This window comes from Puia sp., from assembly GCF_035546395.1.
Classification (GTDB): Bacteria; Bacteroidota; Bacteroidia; order Chitinophagales; family Chitinophagaceae; genus Puia.
In genome coordinates this window covers 318870-340936 of sequence record NZ_DASZXR010000014.1, presented here as the reverse complement: position 1 = coordinate 340936, position 22067 = coordinate 318870, and the positions used below count along the sequence as shown (strand labels likewise).

20 protein-coding genes and 1 tRNA gene are annotated in these 22067 nt (G+C 56.2%); 12 read left to right on the top strand and 9 right to left on the bottom strand.

The window, feature by feature from the left end; genetic code table 11:
• Positions 1–5 precede the first annotated feature (5 nt).
• Entirely contained in the window at positions 6–1427 is a 1422-nt protein-coding gene (gene miaB / locus VHE34_RS14110) for a tRNA (N6-isopentenyl adenosine(37)-C2)-methylthiotransferase MiaB (protein WP_325588953.1), read from the bottom strand.
• Positions 1428–1549: 122 nt separating this feature from the next.
• Positions 1550–2386, bottom strand: a complete 837-nt coding sequence (locus VHE34_RS14105; protein WP_325588951.1) for a DUF6159 family protein — start codon at positions 2384–2386, stop codon at positions 1550–1552.
• Between the two features lie 123 nt (positions 2387–2509).
• On the opposite strand from VHE34_RS14105, the gene VHE34_RS14100 reads away from it, so the two are divergent.
• The 4 genes from VHE34_RS14100 to VHE34_RS14085 are packed head-to-tail and all read left to right on the top strand — an operon-like array spanning position 2510 to position 7955.
• Positions 2510–2989 (top strand): hypothetical protein, encoded by a 480-nt coding sequence (locus VHE34_RS14100; protein WP_325588949.1) that lies wholly within the window; start codon positions 2510–2512, stop codon positions 2987–2989.
• Between the two features lie 45 nt (positions 2990–3034).
• Entirely contained in the window at positions 3035–4639 is a 1605-nt protein-coding gene (locus VHE34_RS14095; protein WP_325588947.1) for a DUF1800 domain-containing protein, read from the top strand.
• Between the two features lie 19 nt (positions 4640–4658).
• Positions 4659–6221 (top strand): DUF1501 domain-containing protein, encoded by a 1563-nt coding sequence (locus tag VHE34_RS14090; RefSeq protein ID WP_325588945.1) that lies wholly within the window; start codon positions 4659–4661, stop codon positions 6219–6221.
• 9 nt (positions 6222–6230) lie between these two features.
• Entirely contained in the window at positions 6231–7955 is a 1725-nt protein-coding gene (locus VHE34_RS14085; protein ID WP_325588943.1) for a gliding motility-associated C-terminal domain-containing protein, read from the top strand.
• 1 nt (position 7956) lies between these two features.
• Here VHE34_RS14085 and VHE34_RS14080 read toward each other — a convergent pair whose 3' ends face one another.
• From VHE34_RS14080 to VHE34_RS14065, 4 genes are all read right to left on the bottom strand, one after another.
• Positions 7957–8175 carry a hypothetical protein gene (locus VHE34_RS14080; protein ID WP_325588941.1) on the bottom strand — a complete coding sequence of 73 codons (219 nt, stop codon included), beginning with the start codon at positions 8173–8175 and terminating at the stop codon, positions 7957–7959.
• 51 nt (positions 8176–8226) lie between these two features.
• Positions 8227–8299, bottom strand: a tRNA-Gly gene (locus VHE34_RS14075).
• Positions 8300–8366: 67 nt separating this feature from the next.
• Positions 8367–8888: a hypothetical protein gene (locus tag VHE34_RS14070; protein ID WP_325588939.1), complete on the bottom strand. Its 522-nt coding sequence runs from the start codon at positions 8886–8888 to the stop codon at positions 8367–8369.
• Between the two features lie 14 nt (positions 8889–8902).
• Positions 8903–9682, bottom strand: coding sequence for a (Fe-S)-binding protein (locus VHE34_RS14065; RefSeq protein WP_325588937.1), 780 nt, complete (start codon positions 9680–9682; stop codon positions 8903–8905).
• Between the two features lie 74 nt (positions 9683–9756).
• Between VHE34_RS14065 and VHE34_RS14060 the strand changes: the two genes are divergently transcribed.
• A complete protein-coding gene (locus tag VHE34_RS14060; RefSeq protein ID WP_325588935.1) occupies positions 9757–10455 on the top strand; it encodes a Crp/Fnr family transcriptional regulator in 699 nt (232 codons plus the stop codon).
• Entirely contained in the window at positions 10452–10994 is a 543-nt protein-coding gene (locus tag VHE34_RS14055) for a YceI family protein (protein ID WP_325588933.1), read from the top strand. Before VHE34_RS14060 ends, VHE34_RS14055 begins: the two co-directional genes overlap by 4 nt.
• On the opposite strand, the gene VHE34_RS14050 is transcribed toward VHE34_RS14055, so the two are convergent.
• The gene (locus tag VHE34_RS14050) at positions 10991–12322 is read right to left on the bottom strand and encodes a (Fe-S)-binding protein (RefSeq protein ID WP_325588931.1); all 1332 of its coding nucleotides are present in this window, start codon (positions 12320–12322) and stop codon (positions 10991–10993) included. The genes VHE34_RS14055 and VHE34_RS14050 overlap by 4 nt on opposite strands.
• A gap of 63 nt (positions 12323–12385) precedes the next feature.
• On the opposite strand from VHE34_RS14050, the gene VHE34_RS14045 reads away from it, so the two are divergent.
• From VHE34_RS14045 to VHE34_RS14030, 4 genes are all read left to right on the top strand, one after another.
• Positions 12386–12883: a phosphoribosyltransferase family protein gene (locus VHE34_RS14045; protein WP_325588929.1), complete on the top strand. Its 498-nt coding sequence runs from the start codon at positions 12386–12388 to the stop codon at positions 12881–12883.
• 240 nt (positions 12884–13123) lie between these two features.
• A complete protein-coding gene (gyrA, locus tag VHE34_RS14040) occupies positions 13124–15724 on the top strand; it encodes a DNA gyrase subunit A (RefSeq protein WP_325588927.1) in 2601 nt (866 codons plus the stop codon).
• Positions 15725–15756: 32 nt separating this feature from the next.
• The gene (locus tag VHE34_RS14035; protein WP_325588925.1) at positions 15757–17034 is read left to right on the top strand and encodes a hypothetical protein; all 1278 of its coding nucleotides are present in this window, start codon (positions 15757–15759) and stop codon (positions 17032–17034) included.
• 138 nt (positions 17035–17172) lie between these two features.
• Complete coding sequence (locus VHE34_RS14030; protein WP_325588923.1) at positions 17173–18240, top strand: Kelch repeat-containing protein; 1068 nt, start codon at positions 17173–17175, stop codon at positions 18238–18240.
• 12 nt (positions 18241–18252) lie between these two features.
• Here VHE34_RS14030 and VHE34_RS14025 read toward each other — a convergent pair whose 3' ends face one another.
• Both VHE34_RS14025 and VHE34_RS14020 read right to left on the bottom strand, forming a co-directional pair.
• Positions 18253–20688, bottom strand: a complete 2436-nt coding sequence (locus tag VHE34_RS14025; RefSeq protein WP_325588921.1) for a mechanosensitive ion channel family protein — start codon at positions 20686–20688, stop codon at positions 18253–18255.
• Positions 20689–20698: 10 nt separating this feature from the next.
• Positions 20699–21259, bottom strand: a complete 561-nt coding sequence (locus VHE34_RS14020) for an HdeD family acid-resistance protein (protein WP_325588919.1) — start codon at positions 21257–21259, stop codon at positions 20699–20701.
• A 342-nt stretch (positions 21260–21601) separates the two neighbouring features.
• Between VHE34_RS14020 and VHE34_RS14015 the strand changes: the two genes are divergently transcribed.
• Together VHE34_RS14015 and VHE34_RS14010 are read left to right on the top strand one after the other, a co-directional pair.
• Positions 21602–21787, top strand: coding sequence for a hypothetical protein (locus VHE34_RS14015; RefSeq protein ID WP_325588917.1), 186 nt, complete (start codon positions 21602–21604; stop codon positions 21785–21787).
• A gap of 44 nt (positions 21788–21831) precedes the next feature.
• Positions 21832–22059, top strand: a complete 228-nt coding sequence (locus VHE34_RS14010) for a hypothetical protein (RefSeq protein ID WP_325588915.1) — start codon at positions 21832–21834, stop codon at positions 22057–22059.
• Positions 22060–22067: the final 8 nt, after the last annotated feature.

Below are 22067 nucleotides of genomic sequence, written 5' to 3'. Positions count from 1 at the left end.
TTCTTTTATTCTACAACCCGGCCGATCAATGTCGCGCCGGTACAATCTTCAATAGCTACATGGACATAGTCGCCCTTGCGGAACGCCTTCCCTTCCTTGGGGAATACCACCACCTTATTCTGGCTGTTGCGACCGCGCCAGTCGGCGGCGCTCTTCTTCGAGTCTCCTTCGATGAGGACCTTGAATGTTTTTCCCACATCCTCCTTGTTCTTCTCCAATGAAAGCCGGTTTTGCAATTTGACAACCTCGTCCAGCCGCCGCTTCTTCACATCCTCCGGGACATCGTCGGAATACCGGCGGGCAGCCAGCGTTCCCGGCCGCTCGCTATAAAAGAACATATAGCTCATATCGTAACGGGCATATTCCATCAGGCTCAGGGTGTCCCGGTGGTCTTCCTCGGTCTCACTGCAGAATCCCGTGATCAAGTCCGTGCTCAACCCGCATCCGGGCAGAATGGACAGGATGCGGTCCACCTTCGCCTGGTACCATTCCCGGGTATAGGTTCGGTTCATCAGCTGCAGGATACGGGTGCTGCCGCTTTGCACGGGCAAATGAATATACCGGCAGATATTCTCATACCGCGCCATCGTCTCCAGCACCTCATCGGTGATGTCTTTGGGATGCGACGTAGAGAACCTCACCCGCAGCAGCGGATCGATCAGGGCTACCTTTTCCAACAGCCGGGCGAAAGTGACGGTTTGATCCGTGGCCTCATCCATCCAGTAATAACTGTCGACGTTCTGGCCCAGCAAGGTCACTTCCCGGAAGCCGTTTCGGAAGAGATCCGCACACTCCCGGACAATGGAGTCCGCATCGCGGCTCCGCTCCCGGCCCCGGGTAAAGGGAACCACGCAGAAAGCGCACATATTATTACAGCCGCGCATGATGCTGACAAAGGCCGTCACTCCATTGCTGTCCAGCCGCACCGGCGAGATATCCGCATAGGTCTCGTCGCGGCTGAGCAGGACATTGACGGATCTCTGGCCGCCCTCCGCTTCTTCGATCAGTCCCGGCAAGGTCCGGTAGGCGTCCGGTCCGACGACCATGTCGACCAGCCGCTCTTCTTCCAGGAACTTGCTTTTCAACCGCTCGGCCATACAACCCAGCACGCCGATGAGCATCCCCGGCCGGCTTTCCTTTATCTGCCGGAACAACTGGAGCCGGTTGCGCACCGTCTGCTCCGCCTTTTCGCGGATGGAGCAGGTATTCAACAGCACCAGGTCGGCTTCGGCATAATTGCCTGTGGCGCCAAACCCGTTGTCGTTCAGGATCGACGCCACGATCTCGCTGTCGGAAAAATTCATCTGGCAGCCATAGCTTTCTATATAGAACTTCTTCCGGAATTCCTTACGGCCCGCGCCCTGGGGTTGATAGGCCTCCCCCTGCCGCGCCTCATCATGAACCTTGCTACTCAACGATTCAAGCATTTCTCTTTCGTGATTTAGACGGCAAAGATACGGATAAACCTTTTTGCAATGACAAGTTGACAGGGGTCCACAAAAAAGCCGCCGGGGTAACCCGGCGGCCTTCAATATTTTTTACGGATGCCTTATTTCTGAACGAACAAATTATTGGCAAACTCCTGGTTGAAATGCTTCACAGGGTCGCCATTCAGGTTATGATAGACCGCGCTGATAAAAATGGTCCGCACGGCGCTGACCAGTGTCAGGACTGCGAAAATACCCAATACAAACACCGCGATGCCCACCAGCGGGTGAAGGATATAGCCCAGCAGCGCCCCCACCAGCGCCAGCACGATAAAGGCAACGAACTGGATCAGGAAGAAGCTGAAGCCGGCTCCGAGCCTTTCGCCCCATTTCTGCTTCATCAACCCGGCCGAACGTTTGAAGGCTGCGATGGGTCCCAGGTTCTCATAAGCGATCACCGGGACAACAAAAAAGGTCGCGATGCTCCACACGATGCCGATCAAGCCGGTAACGAATTTGCCGATCGACCCCAGGTTGTCCTGCAGGAGGCGCAGTAAGGTGCCAACGGTCGCGGCAAAGGCCGCCCAGCTCAGGATCACCCCGATGCGGCTCGCGGCAAATTGCAAACCCTGCCGGATGGTCGGCTTCTCGCCATGGAAATAAAGGTGTGTGCAGTGGATCAGCGCAGTATTGAAAAAGACGATGATGAAATAGTTGATCAGGTAATAGCCGAATACGAAGAGATAGTGGACGACCGTGCCCTGTTCCTTGATATCGTTAAAGGCGCCAAAGTCCCAGCCGACGGATGCCAGGGCGACGAGTACAAAGGACAGGATCACCAGCAGCATCGAAAGACCCGAGAGGATAGGGAAGAGGATCAGCTTACGGTTTTCCTTCAGGACGGCCCAGCTGTTGCTGGCGATGTTCCAGCCATTGGAGAAACGATCGAAAACGTTCATAAAAAGAGGTTTGGTTTTAAAATTGGAAAACCTAAAATAAGAATAAATTCCTACTTCTCATAGCATGCCGAACTTGGCCTGAAAATTGCAACTAAGCGTGAGCTCGTGGACCAAAACAACACTATGAAGAGCACCCTGCGAAGATCCTTTGTCCTGGTATCCTGCCTGCTTGCCGCCTGCGGTAAAAGCAGCCATGGGCCCACGGTCCCGGCAACGCCGGCCACGACCATCTCCGTCATTGCGGGCGATTCCGCCCTCCATTACACCGTCAATCTCGTCTACATACAGGACGTCAACAGCATACATACCACCCTCATCTCGGGTGAGTATCCAGACACGTCCGGTAAGAAAGGAAGCCTCGCCATCCGCCTGCCCGGCGACACCACCGGCCGGTGGACCGGAGCCAGTCTGCATATCACCTATACCGACGGGAAAGGCAATGTATATTATAACACGGACGACACGACCAATTATGTGCAGTTGGATAAGTATCCAAAGACCTATAATGGCGTGGTGAGCGGTCAGTTCTCGTTTATGGCCACCGGTGGCGCGGGAAGCCTGACCTTTTCCAATGGCAGCATTATCGCCTTGTATCAAAAATAAACCGGCTTTCGAAAAGCCGCAACGCTAAAATTTGAATACACTATTATGAAGCTCCCGGGAAGCCCGCTGGGCCTCGATCCATATGCCGGCGCCTGGGACACGCCCCAGGTAGTCCACCTTCTGAAAAGGACGCTCTTTGGCGCGACCGTATCCGACATCGGTTATTTCAGAGGGCTCACGATGTCCCAGGCGGTCGATCAGTTGCTGCAGCCGACGGCGGCTCCGGCTACAAAACCGCTCAACAATTATGGCTCCGACCCGATGGGTATCGCTCCGTATCAGACCTGGATCGGCGCCGATCTCACTTATGTCGATGAAGGGATGAATACCAATCGCCTGCGGTCTCTGCAGGCCTGGTGGATCGGCCAGTTGCTGGGCTGCGGGAGATCCATCCACGAGAAGATGACGCTGTTCTGGCACAATCATTTTGCCCCCAATGCGCTGCCCAATCTCAGCATCCCGTGCGAGCTCTGGTTTAATCAGTATCTCACGCTGCGTAAATTCGCCCTGGGCAATTTTCCGCAGCTGATGAAGGCGATCTCCCTCGATCCGGCCATGCTCCTGATGCTCAACGGCAGCACAAACACCAAGACCTCGCCCAATGAGAACTTCGGGCGCGAACTGCAGGAACTGTATTGCGTCGGGAAGGGCCCCGATGGTACCGGCTCCGGGTATACACAGGGCGATGTCGCCGCAGCAGCCCGGGTATTGACGGGTCACACGCTCGATCTCAGCTACAACTATCTCTTCCAGGCGGGCGATCACGACGACACGAATAAAACCTTTTCGGCGTTTTACGGTAACCAGATCGTTACGGGGTATTCCGGCGCGAACGGCGCGGGCGAGCTGGATATCCTGCTCAATATGCTGTTCTCGACGCAGGAATCGGCGAAATTCCTTTGCCGGAAGCTCTATAATTTTTTTGTCTACTACGTTATAGACGACACCATCGAGAACAATATCATCACCCCCCTGGCCGGTGTCCTCCGGCAGAGCGGGTATAACATCAGCGCGGTTCTCTCCGTACTCTTCAAAAGCCAGCATTTCTACGATTTGGTGAATTCCGGCGCCTGCGTGATCAAGAGTCCGCTCGACATGATGATCGGCCTGTGCCGGGAATACCAGCTGGCGACTCCCACAGATGCAAAGGGACAATACGACGCATGGACGATGCTGGCGCAGAACGCCGCCGATCTGCAACAGGAAATTCTCTGCATTCCCGTCGTGGCCGGCTGGGCGGCGTATTACCAGGCTCCGCAATTCCACGAGCTGTGGATCAATTCCGTGACCTATTCGCAACGGAATTTCATCACCGACCTGCTGATCGGCGCCGGCAATATGCGTAACGGCACGACGATGCGTATCGACGCCGTCGCCTTCACCGCCGCCCTGCCCGCTCCACAGGATCCCAACAGGCTGATCACCGATGCGCTGGCCGTCCTGTTGCGGCCCCCGCTCACAGACGGCGATATCACCCTGCTCAAGCAGACGATCCTGCTGGGTGGCGGTTCCACCGATATCTATTGGACCAATGCCTGGCTCGCCTATGAGGCCGCGCCAACCGATATGTCGGCCTATGCCACCGTCGATGCCCGGCTCCGGTCCCTGTACAAATATTTGATGGATCTGCCGGAATATCACCTTTCCTAAAACCCACAATAAACAGCCTATGCGCAGAAGAGACTTTATCAAGGCCGTGGCGCCGGTAACGATGTTGGGTGGGTTTCGCATCGACGCCCTCACGAAGCTGCCCTTTATGGGCGCCCTGCAGGGCGCGATCGACAACGATCATGTTCTCGTGCTGGTGCAGCTGATCGGCGGCAACGACAGCCTCAATACCGTCATCCCCCTGGAACACTATGGGGACTATGTGGCCGCCCGCTCCAATATCGCCATTCCTCAGGGCAAGGTGCTGCCCCTGGCCAAAAATGGCAAGAATGGGTTGCATCCCTCGTTGACGGGGCTCCAGGCCCTATATAACAACGATCAGCTGGCCATCCTTCAGTCGGTGGGATATCCCGATGCCGATGGCTCCCATTTCCGGGCGACGGACGTCTGGCTCGAGGGCGCGGACGAAGACCAATATCTCACTACGGGCTGGGTAGGGCGCTTTCTGTCCACCACCTACTCGAATTTTCCTGCGGGCTATCCCAATGCCGATATGCCCGATCCGCTCGGCATCCAGATCGGCTCGGTCGTATCTCCCGTCTTCCAGGCCACCGTCGGCTCCACCGGGATGGCTGTGCCCGCAGACACGGCGTTTTACGATCTGATCAATGGCATCACCGAACCGGCGCCCGATACCCCCATGGGCAACGAGCTGACCTACCTTCGGGCGATCGCCCGGCAGACGAACAAGTATGCGGCGGCCATCGAAAGCGCCGCCAAAAAGGTCACCAACCAGCAGCCCTATCCCGATACCAGCCTCGGCGCCCAGCTGAAGACAGTGGCCCGGCTGGTCGCCGGCGGACTCAAGACCAAGGTCTACTTCGTGACCGCGGACGGCTTCTTCGACACCCATGGCGGCCAGGTCAACCCCGGTGACCCCGCCTCGGGAAACCATGCCAACCTGCTAAAGCAATTGGGTGATTCCATCGCGGCATTCATGAACGACTGTAAATTCCTGGGGATCGACAAACAGGTGCTGGGCATGACCTTCTCCGAATTCGGCCGCCGCATTGCCTCCAATGGCAGCGTAGGGACCGACCACGGGGCGGCCCAGTCGGTCTTCGTGTTCGGCAGCGCGGCGGAGACCGGCGTCCTCGGCATCAACCAGGACCTCTCTGGGCTCAACTCGCAGAGCAACCTGTATATGCAATATGACTTCCGGTCGGTCTACTCCTCCATCCTCCGGGACTGGTTCTGCGTCTCCCCCGACATCGTGTCGAACATGCTGCTCAAGAACTACCAGTATCTCCCTTTTATCAAGAATACCGCCTGCAACAATACTTATACCGATCTGAACAATCTCGGTGACCGGCTTATCTCCAATACGCCCAACCCGTTTACCACCAGCACGACCATCACCTTCAAGACCAATGGAGGCCACACGCTGGTGCAGATCTTCGACGCCGCCGGCCGGCTGCTGCTCGTGCCCGTCGACCAGGACTACGTGCAGGGCACCTGGTCGGTGCCCGTCGATACCAGCCGGATGGCTGACGGTGTCTACTATGCGCGGTTCCAGAATCAGTCGGTACAACAGGTGCGGACCCTGTTAAAAGTCCACCATTAAGCTTGTCGGATGAGCAGACATGTATTGATTATCAGTTTGTTATTTTGGGTTTCGGCGCTCCTCACGCCTCGGACTGCGGCTGCCCAGCGGCGTGGGGTCGACACCATCAGCAATAGTTCCACCTGCGTCAACTCCATCGTCGTCTTCGCCTCGCCGCTGCTCGATACCTTCTTCCGGCCGGATTATATCCGCTGGCATTTCAGTGATCCGGCATCAGGATACAACGACAGTTCCGGCGCCGACAAACCCCGTCACGTCTTCGCCACGACCGGCGATTATCCCATCGAGCTCGACGTCTGGTATGCCGGCAGCGACACGATCAAGATCCGGGATACGATCACGATCGTCACTCCCATGGCCTATAATTTCGGCCCCGATATCTATGTGTGCGGCAAGAAGCCCGACACCCTGATCCAGGGGCCGGTGATCCCCGGCGCGACATACACCTGGAATGATGCCGACACTACCCATACCGATACCATCCGGATCACGGCGTCCGGCATCTATACCGTCGCCGTCAACGGTTGTGGCGTCACCGACAGCCTCGGGGTATTCGCCAGCGACACGCCGAAGATAGACCTGGGTAAGGACCATATTATGTGCGACAGCGCAAACCTTCAGCTCACCGCCGCGGCCCAGAACGGGACCTATACCTGGCTGCTCGACGGCAATCCGCTGCCGGAGACCACGGGGCAGATCATTTCCCATTATCCCGGCGGGACCTACATCGCCGTCGTGACGGTGCCCGGCTGCGGGGTGTACAGCGACACGGTCTCGATCACCTATTCGCAGCCGCTGGGTCCGCCTTTCGATCTCGGGCCGGACACGTTGTTATGCCCTAAGCAGAAATATACCCTCGACGCCGCTATCCCGGGTGCCACGGCCTATGACTGGAGCACGGGTTCCCGCGACAGCCTGATCACCGTCACCGATCCCGGCAACTATTACGTCTTCGTCACCTACCAGAATACCTGCCAGGTCACCGACAGCGTGCTGGTCAGCTATCGCAACGACCGGCCGCTGGACTTCCACGATACCGCCATCTGCAAGGGCAGCACCCTGGTATTGAACGCCGACTTTGGTCAGGGCACCTATAAATGGACCGCCATTCCCCCACAGCGGAATGACCAGAACCAGACCGGCCAATCCACCTATTTCGTCTATGAGCCGGGCAAATACGCCGTTCTTGCACAGGTGGGCAACTGTGTCTATACCGACACCCTCACCGTGCGCTTCGACGACAGCCTGGCCGTGTCAATGATCAAGGACACCACCATCTGTTTTGGGGAAGATTTCCTGCTCAACGTGAAAGGCAACGCGGACACCCTGATCTGGCAGGACGGGTCCCTTGGGAACGTCTATTACCCCAGTCAGCCGGGCATCTACACCGTCATCGCCGCCAACGGCTGCGGCCGGGACACCCTCACGGCCAATATTAATTTCGCCACCTGCAGCTGCCAGCTGCTGCTGCCGAATGCCTTCACGCCCGACGGTGACGGCCGCAACGACAATTTCCGCCCTCTTCACGCCTGTGAGATGAGCCACTTTGAAATGAGCGTCTACAACCGCTACGGCGACCTGGTCTTCCGCAGCCTGAGCCCCGACGCGGCCTGGGATGGCAGCTACCGCGGTGGGAAGGCCGAGGCGGGTACGTATGTCTGGATGGCGCGTTATTTCAACCCGGTGACCAAGCAACCGGTGTTTCGGAAGGGGACGGTTATTTTGATCCGGTGATTCACTCGCTTTTCAGCGTCCTCGCGGGGTTCGCCCTGGCCGCCTTCACGGCCTGGAAACTGACCGTGCACAAGGCCACGCCGACGGCAAACACCGCTGCCGCCAAAAAGATCCACCAGTCAAGGGAGGTCTGGTAGGCAAAGTCCTGCAACCACCGGTCCATGGCCCGCCGGCCCGCCTGCAAGACCTCGGGAAAATCACTTTTCATGGCGGCCGCCATCGGCCCCGGAGAATTGGTAATAAAAAAGGTCTCGCGTGGCGAGACCGTTTGAGCGGAAGACGAGGTTCGAACCCGCGACCTACAGCTTGGGAAGCTGTCGCTCTACCAACTGAGCTACTTCCGCGTTTTTTTCCCAAATTTTACCGGGGAGGCAAATGTAAGGGGTCGCCGCCATCCGGTAAAATAATTTTTCAATTCCCGGTTCCGGCGGGCTTCAGATATCGCGCCGCCAACCAGCTATCCTTCAGGGGAATAAGCCAGTTCGACTCCAATTCCGCTTTAGTCAGGACCGTATTGTTGAAATAGGGCGTCTCCGCGGTGATCAGTCCGTTCTCCAGCGCATAAGGCAGCTGGGAAAGCGGCACCATCTCCACCTTTTCTTTGGGCCGGAAGGCCAGCATCAGCCGGTCGAACATCGGCACGCCAAAACGCTGCTCGATCTCCTTGATCAGCCGCACACTGCCGTCGGTGCTGCAGCCGCTGACGCCGGTAGCCGACTCGTCGGCCATCAAAATGATGAATTGCCCATAGAAAAGATTGGCGTAACCCTTCACCGGTGTGCCATGGGATTTCCAGCCAACGGCAAACTCTTCCAACATTTTTTCGATCTCCAGCGCCTCGGAGAGAAAGAACAGGCGCGGGCTTTGATATATCCAGACCCGGGATTCCGGCGCAAAATCCGCGGGTATTAATTCGGAATGATGTGCGTTCATCCCACAAAATTACGCTATTCCATTGACGCCGCGATCAGCTCCGCTACATCCATCACCTTCACCGCCTCCTCCTTCTCCGCATGCTTGACCCCATCGGTGAGCATCGTATTGCAGAACGGACAGGCCGCGGCAACAACACCGGCGCCCGTTCCCATCGCCTCATCGCTGCGTTCGAAGTTCACCCGGGTCTGTCCCTTTTCCTCCTCCTTGAACATCTGCGCCCCGCCGGCCCCACAGCAAAGCCCCTTGCTGCGGCAGCGCTTCATTTCCACCAGCTCGGCTTCCAGCGCCTGCAGCACCTTCCGCGGCGCCTCATAAATATCGTTGGCCCGCCCGAGGTAGCAACTGTCGTGGAAAGTGATGCGTTTTCCTTTATACGGACCTCCTTCCTTCAACCGGATCTTTCCTTCGTCGATCAGCTGTTGAAGGAATACGGTATGATGGATGACCTCGTAGCGGCCGCCCAGCTCGGGATATTCGTTGCTCAGGATGTTAAAACAGTGGGGACAGGTGGCGACGATCTTTTTCACGCCATAGTTGTTCAGCAGCTGGATGTTCTGCCAGGCCATCATCTGGAAGAGGAACTCATTCCCCGCTCTGCGGGCCGGATCTCCGGTACACAGCTCCTCTTTTCCCAGAATGGCGAAGGAGACGCCGACCTTCGTGAGGATCGTGGCAAAGGCCCTTGTGATCTTCTGCGCCCGCTGATCATAGCTTCCCGAACAGCCGACCCAGAACAGGATATCGGGGCTTTCTCCCTTCGCCAAGTATTCCGCCATCGTGGGTACCTGCATACCGATTATTTTTCGGTAAATCTATAGTATTAATGGTAACTTTAACCGCTTTAAACGCTAAAAATAAATTTGTTATGGCCGGGGATGAAACCCAGTTCTACATCCGCAACTATGACCTGTGGTGCCAGCTGTCCGACGACGAATACAAGGAACTGAAGGTCGAGCATTCCGTCATCGAGGTCCCAAAAGGGGAATATATCTATTTCGAAGCCTATAATCACAACAAGGTCTATTTCGTAAAGGAAGGCACCATCAAGATCGGATATATCGACGACGATGGTAACGAGAAGGTAAAGGAGATAATCCAGAAAGGCGAGCTTTTCGGCCAGTTCAGCCTCGAACGCAACAACCTTCATGGGGAGTTTGCCCAGGCCTATAAGAACGATGTCAGCATCTGCGCCTTTACCATCGACGATTTCGAACGCCTGCTCAAGAACCGCCCGGACCTGGCACTTAAATACAGCAAGCAGGTCGGTGCCAAATTGCGCAATATCGAGAACCGGCTGGTCAGCCTCCTCAACAAGGACGTAAAGACCCGGCTCATCCACTTCCTTTGGCAGCTTGTGGAGCAAAACCTCGGTGAGAACACCGCCGAAGGCTTCTGCATGCCGAACTACCTGACCCATGAGGATATCGCCAGCCTCATCGGCAGCAGCCGCCAGACGGTAACGACCATGATCAACGAGCTGGAGACCGAAGGCATTCTCTCGTACAATCGCCAGGAGATATGTTTCCTGGACGTCAAGAAACTCCAAAAGCTTGTTCAGGCATGAAGCACTTCATCGTAGCCCTGTTGTGTGTATCCGTTTCGACCCTTCTCTTCGCCCAGGATTACAAGCCCATCGACGCCGGATCGACCATCGAATTCGTGATAAAGAATTTCGGTATCAATACAAAGGGCTCCTTCACGGGGCTCGACGGCAGGATCAGCTTCGATCCGAAGGACAACAGCAAGTCGGTCTTCGATGTCAGCATCGACGCCGCCTCGATCAACACCGATAACAACATGCGGGACGGCCACCTGAAGAAGGAATCTTATTTCGACGTCGAGAGATACCCGCGGATAAAAATGGTCTCGAGCTCCATCACGGGGGGCAACGGGCGCTATACGTTCAACGGAAAGCTCACGATCAAGGACAAAACAAAGGACATTTCTTTTCCCTTTATCGCCACTCCCATGGGCGATGACTATATCTTCAAAGGCAGCTTTATCATCAATAGAAGAGACTTCGGGGTCGGCGGAGGAAGCACCATCTCCAACAATTGTTCGGTAAATCTTACCGTGCTGGCAAAGAAGACAAAGGCCGATTAACTTTCCGTCCACTTATCCCGCTCATCGGGGCTGAATTTCCAGGGCGCGAAATTGTTCTCGATATTGCCGAACAGCGCATTCCATTCCTGCGGTGCATTGCTGTCTTCCATGATCAGCGCCCGGCGCATTTCGACGATGATCTCCAGCGGGCTGATGCTCACCGGGCATTCCGTGACACAGGCATTGCAGGTGGTGCAGGCCCGGAGTTCTTCCACGGAGATATAGCTGAGGAGGTTCTTTCCGTCGTCGGTAAAGCTTCCGTTGGCACTGTTATCTATGTTTCGCCCTACCTCTTCCAGCCGGTCTCGCGTGCTCATCATGATCTTGCGGGGAGAAAGCACCTTGCCCGTGATGTTGGCGGGACAGGCGGCCGTGCAGCGGCCGCATTCGGTACAGGAATAGGCGTCGAGCAGGTTGCGCCAGGAGAGGTCGAAGACATCTTTTGCGCCGAACTTCGGCGTCGGGGGCGCCGATCCGTCGGCGGGAGCCGGGGGCGCTGTCTCCGGCTGCATCGCGTAAAGAACTTCCTGCTGGATGGCGGGCATGTTACGCAGCTTGCCTTCAGGCTCGAGCCGCGCATAATACGCATTCGGGAAGGCCAGGAGGATATGAAGATGCTTCGAGTAGGGCAGGTAGTTGAGGAAGACCAGGATGCCGAGGATATGCAGCCACCAACAAGTCCGTTCGACGGCTACCAGGGCGCCGCTGCTGAGGCCGTTCAAAAGCGGGTGCAGCCATTGTGAAAAGGCGAAATCCCCCGTCAGGTGCGTCCCGTAATGGCCGTAGCCACGGGTCTGCAGGAGGGTGTCGGCCGCGTTCATTGTCAGGAATAGCGTCATCAGCACGATCTCCGTCAACAGGATATAGTTGGCATCGCTGCGCGGCCAGCCGTCGAGGTCATGGCTGATGAACCGGCGAAGCTTGATGATGTTCCGGCGGCACAGGAAGATAAAACAGGAGAGGAACACGGCAACGGCCAGCAGCTCGAAACCGTTGATCAGCGCGGAATAAAGCGCGCCGCCAAATCCCGCAAAGACCCGGTGCGTTCCCAGCAGCCCGTCCAGCGCGATCTCCAGCACTTCGATATTGATGATCACGAACCCCACATAAACGAACAGGTGCAACATCGCCACCAGCGGGTTCCGGAACATCTTTTTCTGGCCGAAGGCCAGCAGCAGCACATTCTTCCAGCGAAGGCCGGGGTTGTCCTCAAACGACTCGTCCTTTCCCAACAGGATATTCCGGCGGATCCGCCGGATCTTTTTCACGAACAGGCCGATGGCGACGGCCAGGGCCAAGATGAACGCTATCTGCTGGAAAAGGACCATAGGTGAAATTTAATGCGGGACTAAGATAAGTGATTTAACGTAATGCCTTAATTTGCCGGTTGAATGAAAAATTACATCCTCACGCAACCCGTGGCCGAAAAGAAGTTGCGGCGCATGGCCTACGAGATCCTCGAGAACAACGCGGGTGAGCAACAGCTCATCCTTGCGGGGATCAAAGAGAACGGCAGCGTCATCGCCCGCAATATCCAGCGCCATCTGCAGGACATTGCCGGCGATCGCCTGGAGACCCGGCTCATCGAGATCAGCCTGGACAAGAGGCGGCCCGGCCCCGTAACGCTCAGCGAAGCCCTGCCTTTCGACGACCAGGTGATCATCATCATCGACGATGTGGCTATGAGCGGTAAGACCCTCCTGTATGCAATGAAACCTTTTCTCGACTCCCATCCCCGGAGGATCGAGTCGCTCGTCCTCGTCGAACGAAGCCATAAGGCCTTCCCCGTACAGCCCGATTACAAGGGGCTTTCCCTGTCCACAACCCTGCAGGAGCACATCTATGTCGAGGTGGGTGGGGAAGAGGTCAGGGGCGCGTACCTGGAGTAGGCCGGACGGGCCGTTGGCCCTTGGGCCGAAGCCACGGAAAATGTCCACATCCGTGGAAAATAAACGTTAAAAAAAGGCCTTTCCACACGGGTTTTCAGGGCCAAATGCGGTAAATTTGCCATCCCCGATTCGCGCGTTCGGATTTAGGAAAATTTGTCCTTCGGCGCGAATCCGCCAATGATTGGCCTTCGGCCGGTGGGCCCGGCGGCCCACCCGGCAAGCGGGGAATCAATTAAAAATATGGACGATAATACACTTCCGCCAGAGACCCAGGATAACAATCGAATTGTCCCTGTAAACATCGAAGAGCAAATGAAAACGGCCTACATCGATTATTCGATGTCGGTCATCGTCGGCCGCGCCCTTCCCGACGTCCGGGATGGCCTCAAACCCGTCCATCGGCGTATCCTCTACGGGATGAACGAACTGGGCAACAACAGCAACAAACCTCATAAGAAAGCCGCCCGTATCGTCGGGGAAGTGATGGGGAAATATCACCCCCATGGCGACGCTTCCATTTTCGACGCCATGGTCCGCATGGCCCAGGAATGGAGCATGCGCTACCTGCTCGTCGACGGGCAGGGGAACTTCGGCAACCAGGACGGCGACGGCCCGGCGGCTATGCGGTACATCGAAGCAAGACTTCACCGGCAGGCCGAATATATGCTCGAGGACATCGAAAAGGAAACGGTGGATTTCCAGCTGAACTTCGACGACTCGCTGCAGGAACCGACCGTTCTGCCGACCCGCATCCCCCAGCTGCTGATGAACGGCTCCAGCGGCATCGCCGTCGGGATGGCGACCAACATGATGCCGCACAACCTCTCCGAGGTGATCGACGGCTGTATCGCCTATATCGACAAGCGCGATATTACCATCGAAGAGCTGATGCTTCATATCAAGGCGCCCGATTTCCCCACCGGCGGGATCATCTACGGGATGGAAGGCGTCAAAGCCGCCATGCATTTCGGCCGGGGACGCGTAGTGCTCCGGGGCAAGATCCAGATCGACACCAAGCCCAGCGGCCGGGAACAGATCATCGTGACCGAAGTTCCCTACCAGGTCAACCGTGACGCACTATGCGACCGTATCGGTCAGCTCGTCAATGAAAAGATCATCGAAGGCATCGCGCATATCAATAACGAGTCCAACAAGCGCGAGGGTACGCGTATCGTCATCGATCTCAAACGCGACGCGGTGGCCAATATCGTCGTCAACCAGCTGTATAAGCACAGCGAGCTGCAGACGTCCTATGGCATCAACAATGTGGCCCTGGTCAAGGGCCGGCCCCGGACCCTCAATATCCGGGATATGATCAGCGAATTCGTCGAGTTCCGGATGGATGTCGTCACCCGGAGGACGAAGTTTGAGCTGAGGGAAGCCGAGAAGAAGGCGCATATCCTGCAGGGCTACCTGATCGCGCTGGACCACCTCGACGAAGTGATCTCCCTGATCCGCAGCTCCCGCACCCCGGAAGCGGCCAAGGACGCGCTCATCAACGCGGGCTGGGGTCTCGACGAGGTCCAGGCCAAAGCGATCCTCGAGCTGCGGCTTCAGCGCCTTACCGGCATGGAACGCGAAAAGATCCGCGCCGAATACGACGACCTCATGAAGCTCATCACCTACCTCAAGGAGCTGCTGGCCGACGAAGGCAAGCGCTTCGAGGTGATCCGGAAGGAATTGTTGGAGGTGAAGGAAAAGTTCGGCGATGCCCGCAAGACCGAGATAACCTATCTTGACAATGAGGTAAGTATAAAGGATCTGATCCGGGAAGAAGATGTCGTCATCACCATCTCGCATCTTGGTTACATCAAACGTACTTCGGCCACCGAATACCGCCAGCAGCGGCGCGGGGGGCGTGGCGCCATGGGGGGGCGCACCCGCGAAGAGGACCATATCGAACATCTCTTCGTGGCCTCCACCCACCACACAATGCTTTTCTTTACCGAGAAAGGCCGCTGTTACTGGCTCAACGTCTATGAGATCCCCGAAGGGGAAAAGAACAGCAAGGGACGGGCCATCCAGAACCTCATCCAGATCCCGCCCGACGACAAGGTACGCGCCATCGTGGATGTAAAGGACCTGAAGGACGAAGCCTTCGTCAACAGTCATCATATCGTCCTTTGCACCAAACAGGGGGTTATCAAAAAGACCTCGCTGGAAGAGTTCAGCCGTCCCCGGCAGAGTGGCGTCAACGCCATCACGATCATGGAAGGCGATAACCTCCTCGAAGCCCGCCTGACCGACGGCAACTGCGAGATCCTTATGGCTGTCAAGAGCGGCCGGGCCATCCGGTTCGAAGAGGAAAAGGTCCGTCCCACCGGCCGTGGCGCCATCGGCGTGGCGGGGATCGAAGTGGACGACGCCAACGATGAAGTTATTGGCATGATCTGTGTCGGAAGAGAAGATAAGGCCCGGACCGTATTGGTGGTCAGTGAGAAAGGATATGGGAAGCGTACCGCGATCGACGAATACCGGATCACCAACCGCGGCGGCAAAGGGGTAAAAACCATCAGCGTTACCGAGAAAACCGGTAAATTAGTGGGCATTCTCGATGTCACCGAGTCGGAGGACCTTATGATCACCAATAAGAGCGGCGTTACCATCCGCATGTCCGTTGCAGGCATCAGCGAGCAGGGCCGGGCTACCCAGGGTGTAAAGCTGATCCGGCTGGATGAAAGCGACGAGATCGCCGCCATCACCAAGCTGGATAAGCTGGAGGAAGAGAACAACGGGGTCGCCGAAGAGCCGACCGCACCCGAAGAGCCGACCGCGCCCGATGAGCCGACTACGCCCGATGAGCCGGCTACGCCCGATGAGCCGGCTACGCCGACAGAATAGCACACTAGAACAATTAAATAAACATTCAAAAAATGAGAAGACTCTTCCTGACTGGATTCCTTGCCATGGTTGGTATGGGCCTGTTCGCACAAAGTGTCGACAAAGCAAAGGACGCGCTGAAGGCCGGCAAAATCGCTGACGCCAAAACGCAGATCGATGGGGCCCTCGCCGTCGAAAAGAACCAGAAGAACGCCGAAGCCTGGTATACCAAGCTAAAGGTATACAACGCCATTGCCGCCAACGACCAGCTGCGCGCCCAATACCCGGACGCCCGGGACCAGGCGTTTGCCGCCCTGCAGAAATATGTCGATCTCGACGAGAAGGATAAGAAGCTCCTCCTGCTCCAAATGGATGGCTACAAGCCCATCAATGAGATCTACCAGGGGTATTTCCAGGTTGGGGCCAACGACTACAATACCGGTAAATACGACGATGCCCTCAATAATTTCCGGGGCGCCATCGCCGCATCCACCTATATGACCTCCAAAGGCTGGACCAAGCTCCCCATCGACACCACGTCCACGCTGTATGCCGGCATCTCCGCCGAAAAGGCCAATAAGAAGGACTCCGCCGCCGTCTACTACAGCCGGCTCGCCGACGCGAAGATCGCCTCGATCAACGGCACCAACATGATCGACATCTACAAATGGCTGGTGGACTACTACAATACCCGGAAGGATGACGCCAACACCCAGAAATACCTGAACCTTGCCGAGCAACAGTACCCCGACGATCTGTTCTGGCCTGACACTCGCCTTACCATTCTCCGCGAAAAAGGCAACAAAGACTCGCTCTGGGCCGAATATGACCGCATCGTCGCCAAATTCCCGAAGAACCACCTGTTCTTCTTTAACTATGGCCTCGAACTGTATCAATTCGCCAACGACACCTCTTCCGGTCATCGTCCGGCCAACTACGATCAACTGATCGCCAAGGCGCAGGAGATGCTCAAGAAATGTCTCGAGATCCAGCCCGACTACCCGCAGGCTGCCCTCGTTCTTGGGCAGACCTATTATAATGCCGCCGTCGATATGCAGAACGACGTGAAGAAGATCCCCGGCAAAGCACCCGAAGACATCAAGAAACGCGCCGATATGCGTATCGCCGCCGGCAAGAAATTCGACGAGGCGATCCCTTATTTTGAAATGGTGGACAAAGACCTGGGCGCCAAAGGAAAGCTGAAGATGGATGAGAAGAGCGCGCTAAAGGATGCCTACGACCTGCTGATCAATATCTACCAGGAAAAGAAGGTTAAGGATAAGGAAGACCTTTACACCAACAAGTTCAACAACGTCGACAAAGAGCATTAATACCATTAATGATAAGAAGAGCCCGGCCCATCCAATAGATGGGGCCGGGCTCTTTGTTTGTCTACGATTTGGGCGGCTCCTCTACTTTATTTGTTCCAGCGGCCGCCAGGCCGCTACCTTGTCAAAAAATACAAGGTTATGAAAAGCATCCTCGTCTTGCTGCTGCTGGTGGCCATGGCGGCGCCGGCGCCCAACAAAAAGGGGCTTCTTGCCATCAAGCCCCTGCATGAAAAACGTGCCGCCCACAGCGCCACGCTGTTACCCAACGGCAAAGTCCTCATCACCGGCGGCTTCAAAAAAGGTCCCGACACCTATAGCCAGGTCTATAGCGCCACGACCGAGATCTTCGATCCCGCCACGTACCATTTTACGTATTCCGGCAGTCTTCACATTGCGCGGTGCGGCCAGACCGCGACGTTACTGCAAGGTGGGAAAGAAGTGCTTATCACCGGTGGTAACAATGACCGGCCCCGCCTCGCCAGCGCCGAACTGTATGACGTCGCCACCGGTCAGTGGACCCGCCTGCCCGATATGAATGCAGGGCGTGAGGGTCACCAGGCCGTCCTGCTGCGCAACGGCAAGGTCCTTATCCTGGGCGGCACCGGCGATGCCCGCACCGCCGTCGAGCTCTATGACCCCGCCACCCGCCGGTTCGAGAAAGGTGCGCCGGCCCCCTGCGATTGCAGCGGCACGGTCGTCCCTTTACCGGATGGCCGCATTCTCATCGCCGGTGGGGTCCGGGACCGGCAACTCACGAAGCAGGCTATGACCTATGACCCCGTCACCAACCGCTTTACCCGCGTCGGGGATATGACGATCGTCCGGTACAAGACTGCGGCCGCCATTTTACCCGATGGCAAAGTCATCCTTATCGGCGGCGGCGATAACCGGGATTGGAAAGGCAAATACAACAGCACCGAGCTTTTCGATCCGACAACCAATACCTTCTCCAAAGGCCCGGACCTGAACTTCGAACGGTTCAAACTGGCGCACTCACTGATCACGATGAGCAATGGAGATATCCTGGTCGCCGGTGGTAACCAGCACATCGAACGATGGCACGATGGCCGGTTTTCGGTCGTGGCCGCCCTCGATCAGCCCTGCTATTTCACTACGGCTACCTCCACCGGCGGCGGTATCCTGTTGGCCGGCGGCTATGGGAACGACGCGCAGTGCGTCGATAAGGCGTGGATGTATATTCCCTAGGATGTGAGGGGCTCAATTGACAATGATGCCCTTCTCATCAAAGTAGTGATAAAGGCTGGTCCGGATCTCCCCGGTAGTATTGGGGGTCTTGACGATATCCTTGACCCAGAAATACACCTTCACTTCCAGCGTCTTTGCGCCGGTGGTAGTGACCATCACTTCCGGGTCCCTGCGGTCCAGCACATTGGAATTCTTTTTCACCACCTCTGCGATGGCTTTGGGATCCAGGTTCTGTTTACCTGTCTTGTCGACGGTAAACGTGAGAGCCACCCGAACATGGTTATTGCTCAAGGTCCAGTTGACGATATGATTGGACAGTACGTCACCGTTGGGAATGATCACTTCCGCTCCGTCATCGGTCAGCAAGGTGCTGCTGCGGATACCGATCTCCTTGACCCGCCCCCGCTTATCACCTATCTCTACCGTATCCCCGATCCGGACCGGGCGGTCGAAGATCAGGATGATCCCCGAGACGAAATTGTTGACGATGTTCTGCAGACCCAGGCCGACGCCGACGCCGAGGGCGCCGAGGATGACGGTGATCCGATCGACCGAAAGGCCTGATGCCGCGACTGCCAGCAGGAAACCGCCGATCAATAACACCAGGCGGGTGATGAGCAGCCGCGAACGTTGTCCGCGGTCGTCCATGGCGGCATCATCGCCCGTGTCGCCAAAGAAATAGGCGATGAACCGTTGCAGGAAATTCGCCAGCCAGATGATGCCCAGGAAAAGGAGAAGTCCGCCCAGGGTAAAGCTGAAGTTGCCGACCTCCCGCGACGTCCCGAAGAAATCCGTCAGCCAGTCGTTGATCGCGTCGAACAGGTTCAGGTTGGTGCTGAAAACGATCAACCACAAGAAGATGGCCAGCAGCAACACAATGCGGTAAATGGATCTGGACACCGTCGCGATGTCGAACGTCTCCGGATAGCCTTTGCGGACCCGGCTGGCAATGATCTGTAGCAGGAAGGTCTCTACTACCAGCTTAACGAATACGGCCAGCGAGACAGTTTGTGCAAAGGAATAGACGGCCGTCGCGCCAAAGATCTGCGAGAGCGTCACCCGGCCGAAGAGATTGCAAAGCACGGCCAGCGCATTGAGCAACAGGTAGAGGCTTGCCGCAACGTAGACGAATTTAAGCTGCTTTCCCATCCGGTGTTTGCCAAAGAGGTAAAAGGAAGCAAAGCCTACGGATGCCGCATCGAGGATCAGCTCGGCCCATCGCTGTGCGGCAAAGGGCAGGCCAAGGATGCGGATGACAGGCAGTAGCAGGAAAAGCAACAGGAAGATACACCATCCATAGAACAGGAAACGAGACAGGTGCTTCTTGAGGATAAAGCTGAGGACGATGATCAGCAGGAATTCGATCGACTCGATGTAGATCGCCGGGGCATGCAGATCGAACAGCGGCGCCAGGCTCAGCACAAAGACGAAAGAGGCCGCGATGGGGTAGGGGTTGACGAAAGAAAAATGATACCCTTCGATCGCTTGCAATTTGTTCATTCGCTTCAAAGTCCGGAAATTGGTCCAGATCCAAAAGAAGAAGACGGCCCCGGTGATCAGCAGCCAGAGACGGTTGGTGCGGTTATTGGCAAAATAGAACCGGGCCAGCTGCCGCTCGCTGTCCACCGATTTCTGAAAGCTGTTTCGGGAAAAGGTGCTGGCGTTCGGGGACCGCGGCTCCCAGATATACCGTCGCTCTTTGCCAAAGGCCCGCGTGCCGACGGCCTTCAGCGCCTGGTCGACCCGGTAGATAAGGTCGGCAATGGTGATCGTATGCGCCGAAGCCTCGGATTTCAATGCGTTGACATAGTTGCCATTGAGGGCCACCAGGCTGTCCACCTGCCTCCACTTGGCCTTCAACTGCTGCAATTGAAGCCGGAACGTATCTTTCAGCGCCGAATCTCGGAAGATATGGAGGATCAGGGTGTCCTTGCGAAGATTGGCGATCTCCTTGCGGACCGTATCCAATTCATCATCATAATGATTGAGGGTGCGCGTGTATCCCCGGACGTTGCGGTCCAGCTCGTCCAGCAGGGTATTGAACATCTGCAGGTTGCGGATATTCAGCGTGCGGTCGCTCTGGGACATCCGCTCCTTGATGATGTCGAGGGCCGAATCCTCGAGGTCCAGCTTGTTGTCGATGTCGGGGAGGTGACCAAACGACTCCGTGACCACGGGTATATGGCTGAGGATCTGGTATACCCGCTCGAGGTCTTCTGCAAAATCACTGTTGCTGGCGGTATCGCGGGCCATAAAAAGTGTGGAGTCGAATTTGCGCCGGACATGCTTGAATGCTTCGCGGTAAACTTCGCTCTTGCGGCGGACCATGGTCCTGGCGGAATCTTCCTTTATCGCCGTCGGTTTCGCCGGGTGTGGCTTCACCGTGTCCTGGGCATGAAGGATACCGGTTGCGACGAGGACGGTTAGACAAAGAAGCAGGTGTTTCATGCGCGCAAAGTTACAACATCATGTCCAAGGTATCTTCGAGTTTTCGGTACCGGAAGGAATCGACCATATAAAGCGAGCCCATGACGATCCCGAAGCAACCGATGATCAGGGTGATGCTCGTCGCCCGCGCAAAGGGGCTGAAGAGCAGCAGGGCCCCGAATACAAAGAAGATGAAACCCACAAAGAGGATAAAGCCCCACCGGCCCAGCCGCTTCCGGAGAAAAAGCGCCGCCAGCATTTTCAACAACCCGACGGAGAACAGCCAGCTGCCCATGAAATAGGGTAGGGCGATGAAGGCCAGCAGGGGATTTAGCAGGAAGAGGATGCCGAAGAACAGGTGAAGGATACTCTCCGCCTGCAGCCAGTTCCGTTCCTGCGGCCGCATGGGCCGGATGATGATCATCGCCAATAAAAGGCCGCCGTTCACCAGCAGGCCGATGCCTGCGAATTTGGTGAGTTTGACATAGCTGCTCATCGGGTTGATGAAGGCCAGCACTCCGACGCTGAGAAAGACAACGCCCGCGATAAAGATCAGCCCCCAGGTGGCAAAATTCTTGGCAGGTGAAGACATATAGCAATATACGCAGAATCAGCTTCTTATTAAAATGGACCGGGAAGGATACCCCTAGACGGCGCGAAAATTATCAAAAAATGCTTGCAAGGCTCAAAAACGCGCACTACATTTACACCATCAAGCCACGCAGTTCCAATCTCCCCTGATAAGCCGGCATCGTACCCAATCTCCCGCGAAATTCCTCCCTTTTTCTTCTTGTTGTAGTTCACTTGCTTCGTAATAGTTTACTTGCTTCGCTTCTTCAATCATCCTCTGGAATCCTCTTCCAATTGACTATGATCTGCCCCAACAGCGGATTTCTTAACTAAACATAGTCTTTAACTCAAACACGTACCCGGTATGAAAACGCTTCTTAACCTCATCGTTCTCGTTGCTATCGTTTTTGCTTACATCCTCAGCGCCTCCCTCTACGAACAAGGCAATCTGGTCCTCGCCTACTCGCTGATCCTCACTTCGATTACCACTCTCATTTTCTGGATCAACGCTATCTCTTACTCTGGCCGGCTGATCAAGGCAAAGGCGTAAGCCACGCACCAAAACTTCTTTTCTAACACCGCAAAATCACAAAAATGAAAACGTTCGTTGCATTCCTGACCCTTCCCGTTATCTTCCTGCTTTGCTTCTTCGCTGTCAAATTGTATGAAGCCGATCATCTCTTCGCCGCTTATTCGCTGGTGCTGACCTGGTTTGTTTCCTTCATCTTCTGGATCCAGACCGTCAGCCAGCTGTTCGATAAGAAGCCGGCCATCGTCGTCCCGGCGGTGCCCCGTGCTTACCTCACAAAGAAGGTTGCCTAGTCCCAGGA

What these genes read in the sequence shown, in the direction of transcription:
- miaB (WP_325588953.1), bottom strand. Translation starts at nt 1,427, where the DNA reads ATGCTTGAATCGTTGAGTAGCAAGGTTCATGATGAGGCGCGGCAGGGG.
- VHE34_RS14105 (WP_325588951.1), bottom strand. Translation starts at nt 2,386, where the DNA reads ATGAACGTTTTCGATCGTTTCTCCAATGGCTGGAACATCGCCAGCAAC.
- VHE34_RS14100 (WP_325588949.1), top strand. Translation starts at nt 2,510, where the DNA reads ATGAAGAGCACCCTGCGAAGATCCTTTGTCCTGGTATCCTGCCTGCTT.
- VHE34_RS14095 (WP_325588947.1), top strand. Translation starts at nt 3,035, where the DNA reads ATGAAGCTCCCGGGAAGCCCGCTGGGCCTCGATCCATATGCCGGCGCC.
- VHE34_RS14090 (WP_325588945.1), top strand. Translation starts at nt 4,659, where the DNA reads ATGCGCAGAAGAGACTTTATCAAGGCCGTGGCGCCGGTAACGATGTTG.
- VHE34_RS14085 (WP_325588943.1), top strand. Translation starts at nt 6,231, where the DNA reads ATGAGCAGACATGTATTGATTATCAGTTTGTTATTTTGGGTTTCGGCG.
- VHE34_RS14080 (WP_325588941.1), bottom strand. Translation starts at nt 8,175, where the DNA reads ATGGCGGCCGCCATGAAAAGTGATTTTCCCGAGGTCTTGCAGGCGGGC.
- VHE34_RS14070 (WP_325588939.1), bottom strand. Translation starts at nt 8,888, where the DNA reads ATGAACGCACATCATTCCGAATTAATACCCGCGGATTTTGCGCCGGAA.
- VHE34_RS14065 (WP_325588937.1), bottom strand. Translation starts at nt 9,682, where the DNA reads ATGCAGGTACCCACGATGGCGGAATACTTGGCGAAGGGAGAAAGCCCC.
- VHE34_RS14060 (WP_325588935.1), top strand. Translation starts at nt 9,757, where the DNA reads ATGGCCGGGGATGAAACCCAGTTCTACATCCGCAACTATGACCTGTGG.
- VHE34_RS14055 (WP_325588933.1), top strand. Translation starts at nt 10,452, where the DNA reads ATGAAGCACTTCATCGTAGCCCTGTTGTGTGTATCCGTTTCGACCCTT.
- VHE34_RS14050 (WP_325588931.1), bottom strand. Translation starts at nt 12,322, where the DNA reads ATGGTCCTTTTCCAGCAGATAGCGTTCATCTTGGCCCTGGCCGTCGCC.
- VHE34_RS14045 (WP_325588929.1), top strand. Translation starts at nt 12,386, where the DNA reads ATGAAAAATTACATCCTCACGCAACCCGTGGCCGAAAAGAAGTTGCGG.
- gyrA (WP_325588927.1), top strand. Translation starts at nt 13,124, where the DNA reads ATGGACGATAATACACTTCCGCCAGAGACCCAGGATAACAATCGAATT.
- VHE34_RS14035 (WP_325588925.1), top strand. Translation starts at nt 15,757, where the DNA reads ATGAGAAGACTCTTCCTGACTGGATTCCTTGCCATGGTTGGTATGGGC.
- VHE34_RS14030 (WP_325588923.1), top strand. Translation starts at nt 17,173, where the DNA reads ATGAAAAGCATCCTCGTCTTGCTGCTGCTGGTGGCCATGGCGGCGCCG.
- VHE34_RS14025 (WP_325588921.1), bottom strand. Translation starts at nt 20,688, where the DNA reads ATGAAACACCTGCTTCTTTGTCTAACCGTCCTCGTCGCAACCGGTATC.
- VHE34_RS14020 (WP_325588919.1), bottom strand. Translation starts at nt 21,259, where the DNA reads ATGTCTTCACCTGCCAAGAATTTTGCCACCTGGGGGCTGATCTTTATC.
- VHE34_RS14015 (WP_325588917.1), top strand. Translation starts at nt 21,602, where the DNA reads ATGAAAACGCTTCTTAACCTCATCGTTCTCGTTGCTATCGTTTTTGCT.
- VHE34_RS14010 (WP_325588915.1), top strand. Translation starts at nt 21,832, where the DNA reads ATGAAAACGTTCGTTGCATTCCTGACCCTTCCCGTTATCTTCCTGCTT.